The organism is Massilia sp. (assembly GCF_031995545.1).
In the GTDB taxonomy this organism is placed as follows: Bacteria; Pseudomonadota; Gammaproteobacteria; order Burkholderiales; family Burkholderiaceae_D; genus Telluria.
This window is the reverse complement of the sequence record NZ_DAMAGA010000069.1, coordinates 1-10,641: the sequence shown is the minus strand read 5'-3', so window position 1 is coordinate 10,641 and position 10,641 is coordinate 1. Positions and strand designations below refer to the sequence as shown.

The window sequence follows — 10,641 nt, the reverse complement described above, 5'->3', positions numbered from 1 at the left end:
GCCCCTTACGTAAGCACGTCATCCCCGCGAAGGCGGGGACCCAAGTTCGCACCGCAGCCACTACTCCAAAACGCAATCACTCCTCCAACACCTCCCCCAACCTCTTCGCCAAAAACTCCACCAGCGCCGCCACCCTTGGCGCCAACGCCCCCTGCTTGTAAAACACCGCCCACACCGGCTGCGTCCACGGCAACGCAAACTCCTCCAGCACCGGCACCAGTGCCCCCGCCGCCACATCCGCGCGGCTCATGAAATGCGACAGCGATACGATCCCCGCCCCGGACAGCGCCAGATGGCGCAGCGTCTCGCCGCTGGACGCCGTCACCGCCGGCGCGACGGTCCACCCTTCCACACCATCATGGCGCAGCGGCCACGTGTTGAGCGACGCCGGCGCCGTGAACCCCAGCGTGCGGTGCTGTCCCAGGTCCGCCGGCGTACGTGGAATCCCATGCTTGTCCAGATACGCCGGCGCCGCCAGCACGCGCAGCCGGCTGCTTCCGAGACGGCGCGCATTGAGCGTTGAATCGGGCAAGGCGCCGATGCGGATCGCCAGGTCGGCGCGCTCTTCGATCAGGTCGACGTAGGTCTCGCCGCTGACCAACTCCAGCTGCACCAGCGGATAAGTGTCCAGGAATTCCGGCAGCAAGGGCGCCAGCAAATGCCCGAGCGCGGGCGAGGCCGCGTTCACCCGCACCAGTCCCGACGGCTGCGAACGACGCGCCGCCGCTTCGGCCTCGGTGTTGGCCAGGTCCGCCAGAATGGCTCGCGCCCGGCCCAGCAGCCAGGTGCCCTCCTCGGTCAGCTGCAGGCGCCGCGTGGTGCGGCGCATCAGCGTCATCCCCAGGCGCTCCTCGAGACGCGATATGGTGCGCGACACGCCCGACGGCGTCTGCCCCAGGCGCTCGGCCGCTGCAGAGAACGACCCGGAATCTATGACGGCGGAAAATACAATCAAGGCATCGACATCGATCATTGATGACTCCAGCTCAAAAGTAAATTGTACAGCCGGCCATTTTTCCTTGCCTGTCGCACAGGCACACTGCACGCCTGAATCATTGGCACACAAGGAGAAAACATGCCACTCGCACTCTGGGCGCTCACGCTGAGCGCCTTCGCCATCGGGACCACCGAATTCGTCATCGTCGGCCTGATCCCCACCATCGCCGCCAGCCTGCAGGTATCGGTGCCCTCGGCTGGCCTTCTGGTCAGCCTGTACGCGCTGGGCGTCGCCATCGGCGCGCCGGTGCTCACCGCGCTGACCGGCCGCGTGCCAAGGAAGCGCCTGCTGCTGGCCCTGATGATGCTATTCACACTCGGGAACCTGGTGGCCTGGATGGCGCCCAACTACGCCAGCCTGATGGCCGCGCGCGTGCTCACCGGCCTCGCCCACGGCGTGTTCTTTTCGATCGGCTCCACCATCGCCACCGGCCTGGTGCCGAAAGAGAAAGCCGCCAGCGCGATCGCCCTGATGTTCAGCGGCCTGACCGTGGCCCTGGTCACCGGCGTACCGCTCGGGACCTTTATCGGCCAGCACTTCGGCTGGCAGGCCACCTTCCTCGCCGTGTCGCTGCTGGGCGTGATCGCCATCATCGGCAGCGCACTGCTGGTGCCGCGCGAAATCGCAGGCAGCAAGCCATCCAGCCTCATGACCCAGCTGGCGGTACTGAAGAAGCCGCGCCTGCTGCTGGTGTACGCGATGACCATGCTCGGCTACGGCGGTTCGTTCATCGCCTTCACCTACCTGGCGCCGATCCTGCAGGAAGTGGCCGGCTTCGCGGCGTCGAGCGTGAGCCTGGTGATGCTGGTCTACGGCGTCTCGGTCGCGGCCGGGAACATCTGGGGCGGCAAGCTGGCCGACCGCCACGGCCCGGTGTGCGCCCTGCAGATCGTGTTCGCGCTGCTGGCACTGGTGCTGCTGGTGCTGACCTTCACCGCGCCGAGTAAGCCACTGGTGCTGATCACGGTGCTGGCCTGGGGCGCGGTCGCCTTCGGCAATGTGCCTGGCCTGCAGGTGTACGTGGTGCAGCGCGCCGAGCGCGACGCGCCGCAGGCGGTCGACGTGGCATCGGGCCTGAACATCGCCGCCTTCAATGTCGGCATCGCCCTCGGCGCCTGGGGCGGTGGTCTGATCGTCGCCCATCTGGGCCTGATGGCCACGCCCTGGATCGGCGCCCTGATCGTGGCCGGCTCCCTGCTGCTCACCACGCTGGCCGGCTGGCTGGACCGGCGCGACGGCGTGCCGGCCAAGGCTGGCAGCAGCGGCGTGGTCGCCGCGCACTAAATCGGTTATTTGAAAGGATATCACATGCACATGCCACAACTCGGCCTCGGCACCTTCCGCCTGCAAGGCCAGACCGCGATCGACTCGGTGCGCACCGGCCTCGAACTGGGCTACCGCCACATCGACACCGCCCAGATCTACGGCAACGAAAGCGAAGTCGGACAAGCGCTGCGCACCGCCAAGGTGCCGCGCCGCGAAATCTTCGTCACCACCAAGATCTGGACCGAACACCTGGCCGGCGAGCACCTGGCACCGAGCCTGAAGGACAGCCTGCACAAGCTCGGCGTCGAACAGGTCGACCTGACCCTGATCCACTGGCCCTCGCCCGCGAACGCGGTGCCGGTGGCCGAAACGATGGCGGCGCTGCTGGCCGCGCGCGACGCCGGCCTGACCGGCGCGATCGGGATCTCGAACTTCCCCGTGGCGTTGATGCGCGAGGCGATCGACGCGGTGGGCGCCGCCAACATCGCCACCAACCAGGTCGAGCTGCACCCCTACCTGCAGAACCGCGCCGTGGCCGATGCCGCGCGCACAGCCGGCATTCACCTCACCGCCTACATGCCGCTGGCCTACGGCAAGGTGATCGGCGACCCGGCGATCCAGGCCATCGCGGCGCGCCACCAGGCCACGCCGGCGCAGGTGACGCTGGCCTGGCTGCTCACTAAAGGCTACGCCGCGATTCCGTCCTCGACCCGGCGCGAGAACCTGGCCGGCAACCTGGCCGCCACGCGCCTGGTGCTGGACGCCACAGACATCGCCGCCATCGATGCGCTCGAGCGCGGCGAGCGCCTGGTCAGCCCGGACTTCGCTCCGGCCTGGGACTGAGCCTTACTGGTCGAGTTCCGGATAGTGGCGGAAGATCCCGTTCTGGTTGAACGGGATGCGCCGCTCCGAAGCCAGGTAGGCCGCGATATTCGGCCGCGCCGCCACCCGGTCACGCAGCTGCCCCAGCACCGGATATTCGGTCTCGATCTGCTTCATGGTGTTCGGATAGGCGTAACGCAAGCCTTCGATCACCTGGAACAGCGACAGGTCGGCATAGGTCAGGCGCTCGCCGGTGAGGTAGGGACGCGGCTCGGGATTGGTGAGCAGGCGCGCGAAGTAGCCGAGGAATTTCGGGATGCGCGTCTCGACGAAATCGGCGGCGCGGCGCAATGCTTCCGGCTTCTGGTCCTCGTAGTACAGCGAGCTGGCGATCGGGTGGTGGCTGTCGTGGATCTCGGTCACCAGGTCGGCGATCGTCAGCTGCAGCTGGTGCACCCACAACCGGCCCGGATCGGTGCGCGGCGCCAGGCCGTGCTGCTCGCCCAGATACAGCAGGATGTTGGCCACCTGGCCGACCGTCAGTTCGCCCGCCTTCAGGAACGGCGGCGCGAACGCCGGATACTCTTCCACTTCGAGCGCCGCCATCAGCAGGTCGGTGCCGCCCTTGCGCCGCGCCACGTCCACATAATCGGCGCCCGCCTCTTCCAGCGCCAGCCTGACGAATTCGCCGCGGCCCTGGATTTCGGGCCAATAGAAAAGTTCATATGCCATCGATAGCCTCCGCGTCTACAGTGTCGGCGCATTATGGTCGATGAACCAAAAACGGTGGCGCCGCGTAAACATGGTAATCTTGTCGTGCGTGTTCAATAACTACCATAAGTCACAGCACCTGAAAGAAACCATGATCTTCCCTCATTCTGTGGGCATCTTGCCCTTATCGGCAAAACAGCCGAGCACAGGCTGACGTTTCGGCGGATAATTGCCATGTGGAACTAAATGTTGTTTCGCCGCGCAGCCTCGTGGGCTGCCTGCGCGAGCGTTCCACGTTGAAGAACCGGCGCCATTGTGGCGCCCGCCCCTTTTTCGCCGAATGGAGCGCTTGATGATTTTCGCTCGACTGACCCAACGCTGGCAGGCAGTGCGCTATTGGCGCGAGCACCAGTCCCTGTCCCGTCTCGAACTGGCGCGCCGCCTGGCCGACGCGCCCGGCGGCGTGCTCGCCTCGCCGCTGCACCACCTCGGCCAGCGCGACTACCTGGTGCGCGGCCTGCCCGCGCGCGACCGCCTGCGCTGCATGCTGGCGCACTACCGTTTCGAGGACGCCACCTTCAACGCGGCCTACCGCGACGCCGTCCACGGCGGTCCCGGCCTTGCCCTGTGGCGTCACGAAAGCGAGGGCGGCGACTTCGCCCTGATGCTCGGCTCCGATACCCAGGGCGACGCCGAGGGCGAGCTCACCATCGCCCTCACCGTCGATGGCGTGATCCTGCACCGCCTGTCCTGGACCTGGGTCGAGGGCGCGCTGTTCGGGGTCGACCAGGCGACGCTGCCGCTGGTAACCCGCAACCAGGGCCGCTGGAGCGAAGCCGGCGCCGCCTTTGACAAATTCGAGACCGTCTTCCCGAACAACTCGCCCAGCTTCTTCTGCTTCGCCGCGCTGCAGGGCATGGCGCAGATGCTGGGGCTCGAGCGCGTGCTGGCGGTGCGCGCCGGCGCGCATGTGGCCTATGCGCCCGGGCAGGACGAAGCGCAGACGCGCGCTTTCGAGAATTCCTACGACGGCTTCTGGCGCATCCTGGGCGGGGCCGAACTGGACGCGCGCAGCTACCTGATCGCGCTGCCGTTCTACCTCAAGCCGCTGCAGGACATGCCGTCCAAGCACCGCAAGCGCGCGGCCCAGCGGCGCGAATACTGGCGCGCGATCGGCGAAGCGACGCGCGCCACGCTGCTGCGCATCCACGCGCCGGTCGAACGGCCGTGGGTGCGGCGCGCCAGCGAGGCTGCCACCGAGCAGGCCTGAACCAGCCTTTACATATCGGCCGGCGCGATCCGCTGTTGCGCGCCGGCCGCACCCTCCTCCTTCCTTGACAGAATCGCCACACCGGCCCACGGCCGTGATACACTCGCGCCTTCGCTAGGGGTCCTGGAACGTCGTTTCCGGGTGAGAAATACCCTTCGTACCTGATCTGGATAATGCCAGCGAAGGAAAGCGCAAAGCAGCACCTCATCTCGTTTGCCCTTCCCCCACGTTGGCTCCGGCTTTTAACAAAGCTGCGCGCCACTGGCGCGCGAAACCGAGCAAACCATGAAACACACCTTGAAGCAGTCCGTCCTCGCCTGTGCCATCCTGCAGGCGTTCTCCATCTCGTCGTCGAGCGCGCAAGAGCAGGTGCAGTCGGTCGTCGTCAGCGGCAGCAAGTGGCTGGCCAGCGACCGCGCCACGGTCGGCGGTTTTTCCGACCTGCCCCTGCTGGAAACGCCGGCCTCGATCAGCGCCCTGACGCTGAACCAGATGCAGGACCTGTCGATCCGCAGCGCCAGCGAAGCGGCGCGCTTCGACGCCTCGGTGGGCGACGCCTACAACGCGGTCGGCTACGCCGAACAGTTCTCGATCCGCGGCTTCGCACTGGACAATGCCACCAGCTTTCGCAAGGACATGATCGCGATCTCGGGCGACACGCAAATTCCGCTCGAGAACAAGGAACGCTTCGAGATCCTGCGCGGCCTGGCCGGCCTGCAGGCGGGCGTCGCCGCGCCGGGCGGCATGATCAACTTCGTCACCAAGCGCCCGACCAACGCGCCGCTGCGTTCGGCCACGGTCGAAGTGCGCGAGCGCGGCACGGTATACGGCGCGATCGATCTGGGCGGACGCTTCGACGACCGCCGCTTCGGCTATCGCATCAACGCCGCCGCCGAAGACCTGAAATCGTATGTGCGCGGCGCCGACGGCGAGCGCCAGTTCGTCTCGGCCGCCTTCGACTGGCGCATCACGCCGGACGCCCTGCTGGTGCTGGACATCGACCAACAGCACAAGTCGCAGATCACCGCGCCAGGCTACCAGCTGATCCGCAACGAAGCCCTGCCGACCGGCGTCTCGCCCAAGACGCTGCTCAACGACCAGCCCTGGACCAAGCCGGTGGACACCGACAGCAGCAACCTGGGCCTGCGCTTCGAGTACCGCATCAACGCCGACTGGAACGCCACCGTCAGCGCCAACAAGCACTGGTTCAAGCGCGACGACTACACCGCCTTCCCCTACGGCTGCAGCAACGAGGGCGACGGCTACTATCCGGGCTACTGCTCGAACGGCGACTACGACGTGTACGACTACCAGAGCGTGGGCGAGCGCAAGACGCCATGGGGCGCGCAGGCGCTGCTGCAGGGGCGCTTCACCACCGGCACGGTGCGCCACGCGCTGAGCGCCGGCCTGGCCTACGCCGAGCGGCACGACGCCTACGGCGAAGACGTGTACGAGTACGTCGGCTCCAGCAACATCTACCAGAACGCGATCGTGCCGCCGATCGGCGCGGAATTTTCAACCGGCCCGGTGATGGAACGGCGCAGCATCGAAGAGCGCTCGGCCTTCGTGCAGGACGTCGTGACGCTGTCGGAACAGTTCACCGTGCACGCCGGCGCGCGCTACGTGAAGATCAAACGCAACGAGCTGGAAGAGATCGACCAGCCGTGGGTGCGCGAGCGCGATTCCTACCTGCTGCCGAACGTGGCGCTGGTGTACGCCCCGGCGCGCGACTGGCGCGTGTACGGCTCGATCAGCCACGGCCTGCAGTATGGCGGCATCGCGCCGATGCAGACCACCAACGAGAACCAGGCGCTGTCGCCAGGCCGCTCCAAGCAGGCCGAGATCGGCTTCAAGCGCAACGTCAACGAACACCTGGCGCTGGCAGGTTCGCTGTTCGAGATCCGCCAGGGGCTGGAGTACACCAACGCCGCGAACACGTTTGTCCGCGCCGGCGAGCAGAAACATCGCGGCCTGGAACTGTCGGCCCAGGGGCAGGCAGTGCGCAACCTGGACTACAGCGTGTCGCTGATGGCGCTCGACACCGACCAGACCGATACCGGCGACGCGTCCACCGAAGGCAAGCGCGTGACCAACGTGCCGAAGTACCGGTCGGCGGTGTGGCTCGGTTATGCGGTGCCGCAGGTCGAAGGCCTGAAGCTGGACGCGGTGTGGCAGTATTCGAGCGACAAAGCGTTCGATCCGGCCAACCGGGTCAAGGTGCCGGGCTATCACGTGGCTGGCTTCGGCGCTTCCTACGCGCTGCGCCTGGGCGGCGTGAGCACGGTGCTGCGCGCGCGGGTCGACAACGCGTTCGACAAGTTCTACTGGCGCGACGTGACGCAGTCGCTGGGCGGCTATCTGCTGCCCGGTGCGCCGCGTACGTTCAGGTTGTCGGCGCAGGTCGATTTCTGACCTTAGGTAACTGGTGCTTCCTTTCGATGGTGAAATAGATCGAGAGGAAGCGGCGCGAAATTTTGCAAAGCCGCTACGCTACGCTAAGTTAGCCGCATTGTGCAGAACTGAATAAGCCGGCTGAACTTTCCAAAATGAAGCTTTTGGATTCTATATGTATGCAGGCACAGAAATTGGCCTTTCCCAATCGGCCAGCCTGCTGAATTTGGTAATATTCACCACACGATGTTGAGCGCACACATGCACAGGAGGAGCAATGGCAATGCCTATCGTTCGGCTAGGCGATCCCACATCGCATGGTGGTCGGGTTATCTCCGCGTCAGCAACTCACTTGATTCAAGGTGTCGGCATAGCACGCATGGGCGACCAAGTCATGTGTCCAGTAAGTGGGCATGGAGTCAATCCTATTGTGGAAGGTGCTGCCACGTACCTTATTGGTGGGCGCATGGTTGCACTGCAAGGGCACCGGTCAGCCTGCGGATGCACATTGATATCGACTTTAGTTACAGTAACCCATGGTTAATACTGCCAAGCACATCACTCAGAAAATCCAGCACGGATATCTCAACTCAGCGATTTTTTTAGGTCACATAACTTGGCATGTAGTTCATTCTTCATTTTAGAACTGGCGATATTTTCTCAACTAGAAAAATCTCCTCGCAATAGGCTCTAATGCGGTTTACTTGACAAAAATTAAATTTTTTGAATATGTCTCGTAGAAATTCGAATCCCCTACCTTCATGCCAAGCCAGCAATAGAAATCAATATCATTTCTTTCTTTATTATAGGGGTGAAGGCCGACTCCGAATTTACTCTTATAGAATAACCTGAAAATTGGGATACCTTCGTGCAAAAGCAGAAAATGGGAAATTCCTCCACCATCTCTCAGACAAATGTTTGTCTTCCCGAATTCAGGGCGATACTGAAAATTTTTAAAAAAAATTATTGGACCTTCTGGTGTTGCAAGCAAAGATATAAAATCCTCCACTTCATTGTTTCCGTAGGTATCGAATAGACCAAATGAAATCTCTTCTTCAGGTATTTCACCGGACCCAACAATTTCACCCCTTCCTGTAGCGACTTCCAACTTCAGAACCTTACCAGTCCCATCAAATTGACTGATTGCTACGCTGCATTTTTCCATACCCCCTCATTTCAATACTGTGATTTGATAACCAAAGTAGCTCTCGTCTGCGAAGACGACCAAATGACTTACCCAACAAGAGGCATGGATTAATTTGATTACAAAAGCCAGCTCAATCTATTTATCGAAAGTCGCATTGTCGAATTGCAGAACCACTCGAACCGCCGATGCCGCTAGCTCAACGCGCGAGCTGCGGTCTGGAGCGAGATCGGCATGCGGTGCGAGAGGAATCTGACCGTCAGCTTCACTGACATCGTTGCACGCGAACTGCACGCCGCAGGACGGTAGCGCAGCCGGTCAAAACCGCCTCAGCCGTCTCGTAGATTTTCGATTTTCTTAAATGCTCGGTCTTGCTCTCGCGCATCGTCACTGTGGAGACCTCGGTAGATTTCCTTAAATAATTTCTCTCCAATAGTCGATTTGTTAATATTATTTATATCCAATAATTTATTTACTGCATGAATGCGCGGCAGCTGCGTAGTTTCCGTGCGAATCATCCCTTTTAAGCACGGCTCAAGTTTATAGCGAGAAATATCGTCAGGAACGTAATACACAGCCTTGGTCCTCAATCGACTATCCGAATCAGACATGAACTTCTCAAAGATTTGAAAATACCGTTCACCGCCCCGAATTTTACTTAGATTCCAAGCTGCAGAAATCTGTGCTTCTCCATTCAATTCCCCCTCTTTCAGCAGGTCCTCTACCGGATCAACCGCTCGACTGAAATCTGCCATGAAAAGTCCATTAACACTTTCCTCAGTTCCACCTTTTCTAACCAAGTCCAAAAGATAGGCGTAGGCCATTGCCCTCTCTTTCTGATTCATGGCTGTGAAATAACCTTCACTTAGCCCATCAAGGCGCTCTTTATTGTGCATTGAGAAAAAATCTAAAAATTCTTGATACGCGCTCATTTTCTTCTCTGATCGAAATTAAGTAGGCTTTCGACATAGTTTTTTGGCAACTCAACTGTGCCGGATGCCGCATCAACGACATGCACGTTTATGTCAGTAATTTGCCCCAACTCCTGTAAGTGCAATAAGGTTGGCTTTTCTTGATTGTGCCACACTGTCCTCGGATCCCATAACTTATCTGGCGTTTGAACGACGTTGATTTTACCGGTTGCTAAGTTAGCGTACTTTTCTGAAACTCCCTGCCACAGTCCACTTGCCCATGGCGGTGGCCCACTATCAGCATTCCAAGGCATTTTTTGTTAACATCATCCCACCCGTCTATTATTCTCCCGCCTGGGGTTGTTTCCAAGGTCACACCACCAATTTTTTCGGCAAATGCTCGCGCCGCATCTGGATGGCCAGTTCGATCGGCTTGTGTAGAAGTTCCCGACCAGAATACTGCACCATCTTTTGGCGAGGAGACGTCCAATCGTTTGATAACTTCATCCCAACTATCATCTGGACCTTTTGGAACATACGGCTGGAGAATATCTCGTGCCTCTTTGATCTTGGCAGCTGCAAGAATCTTGTCGCCGCTTTTTTCAGCCTCCTTAGCCTCGTTTGAAAGTTGCGTGATCCGTTGACGATCTGCAGCAGCTGCTGCATCAGCAACCATTTGTTTCTTTGTGTTTGTGCCCTCTTTCGCGGGTTTTATAGGATCTGGATTATCTATAGGAGGTGGTGCTGTAGATAGGTTTTTTCGTGATTTTGACGTCTGATTAGGCTTTGCCTTTCCTTCTGCCTTCTGAGGTGCTCGAGGGATCTGACCCTCTACACTAGTAAATATTTTACCTGCTGTATCCCGGACTCTTTGCTTGGGCGGGATCGCCGCTGTCGGTCTGTTGGCCTGCACGCCTGAAGCGACAGTATGCAGTTCTTTCGGGGCAGTCTGCGCAAGCACTTTCGCGAGTCTTGCATCAAGATCAGCCAGAGCACGTGGAATCTGTCTCAGCGCATCCTGCTGGACATTGTAAAATTTACGTTCCCATTCAGCCAACATCTGAATAGTCTCTTTGGTAATCCCCCCATTTTTAGAGCGCGCTAAAAGTAGAGGTTAAGCGGCAAGGGC

10 protein-coding genes and 1 riboswitch are annotated in these 10,641 nt (G+C 60.7%); of the genes, 5 read left to right on the top strand and 5 right to left on the bottom strand.

Going from position 1 to position 10,641, the window contains the following annotated elements:
• Window positions 1-76 precede the first annotated feature (76 nt).
• A complete protein-coding gene (locus tag RTQ83_RS23855; protein WP_312520432.1) occupies window positions 77-973 on the bottom strand; it encodes a LysR family transcriptional regulator in 897 nt (298 codons plus the stop codon).
• A 102-nt stretch (window positions 974-1,075) separates the two neighbouring features.
• On the opposite strand from RTQ83_RS23855, the gene RTQ83_RS23850 reads away from it, so the two are divergent.
• A complete protein-coding gene (locus RTQ83_RS23850) occupies window positions 1,076-2,281 on the top strand; it encodes an MFS transporter (protein ID WP_312520429.1) in 1,206 nt (401 codons plus the stop codon).
• A 24-nt stretch (window positions 2,282-2,305) separates the two neighbouring features.
• A complete protein-coding gene (dkgB, locus tag RTQ83_RS23845; RefSeq protein ID WP_312520427.1) occupies window positions 2,306-3,106 on the top strand; it encodes a 2,5-didehydrogluconate reductase DkgB in 801 nt (266 codons plus the stop codon).
• Window positions 3,107-3,109: 3 nt separating this feature from the next.
• Here the strand turns inward: dkgB and RTQ83_RS23840 are convergent, their stop codons facing one another.
• Window positions 3,110-3,817 carry a glutathione S-transferase gene (locus RTQ83_RS23840; RefSeq protein WP_312520424.1) on the bottom strand — a complete coding sequence of 236 codons (708 nt, stop codon included), beginning with the start codon at window positions 3,815-3,817 and terminating at the stop codon, window positions 3,110-3,112.
• Window positions 3,818-4,148: 331 nt separating this feature from the next.
• On the opposite strand from RTQ83_RS23840, the gene RTQ83_RS23835 reads away from it, so the two are divergent.
• The 3 genes from RTQ83_RS23835 (at window position 4,149) to RTQ83_RS23825 (ending at window position 8,001) form a co-directional block, all read left to right on the top strand.
• On the top strand, window positions 4,149-5,066 hold the full coding sequence (locus tag RTQ83_RS23835) for a DUF535 family protein (RefSeq protein WP_312520421.1): 918 nt from the start codon (window positions 4,149-4,151) through the stop codon (window positions 5,064-5,066).
• Window positions 5,067-5,172: 106 nt separating this feature from the next.
• A riboswitch (TPP riboswitch) is annotated at window positions 5,173-5,271 on the top strand.
• Between the two features lie 80 nt (window positions 5,272-5,351).
• Complete coding sequence (locus RTQ83_RS23830) at window positions 5,352-7,478, top strand: TonB-dependent siderophore receptor (protein ID WP_312520418.1); 2,127 nt, start codon at window positions 5,352-5,354, stop codon at window positions 7,476-7,478.
• 256 nt (window positions 7,479-7,734) lie between these two features.
• Window positions 7,735-8,001 carry a PAAR domain-containing protein gene (locus tag RTQ83_RS23825; protein WP_312520415.1) on the top strand — a complete coding sequence of 89 codons (267 nt, stop codon included), beginning with the start codon at window positions 7,735-7,737 and terminating at the stop codon, window positions 7,999-8,001.
• 156 nt (window positions 8,002-8,157) lie between these two features.
• Here the strand turns inward: RTQ83_RS23825 and RTQ83_RS23820 are convergent, their stop codons facing one another.
• The 3 genes from RTQ83_RS23820 to RTQ83_RS23810 all read right to left on the bottom strand — a co-directional run bounded on the left by RTQ83_RS23820 (window position 8,158) and on the right by RTQ83_RS23810 (window position 10,572).
• Window positions 8,158-8,622, bottom strand: a complete 465-nt coding sequence (locus tag RTQ83_RS23820; RefSeq protein ID WP_312520412.1) for a hypothetical protein — start codon at window positions 8,620-8,622, stop codon at window positions 8,158-8,160.
• 308 nt (window positions 8,623-8,930) lie between these two features.
• On the bottom strand, window positions 8,931-9,533 hold the full coding sequence (locus RTQ83_RS23815) for a hypothetical protein (protein WP_312520410.1): 603 nt from the start codon (window positions 9,531-9,533) through the stop codon (window positions 8,931-8,933).
• Window positions 9,534-9,744: 211 nt separating this feature from the next.
• Complete coding sequence (locus RTQ83_RS23810; RefSeq protein WP_312520408.1) at window positions 9,745-10,572, bottom strand: hypothetical protein; 828 nt, start codon at window positions 10,570-10,572, stop codon at window positions 9,745-9,747.
• Between the last annotated feature and the right edge of the window lie 69 nt (window positions 10,573-10,641).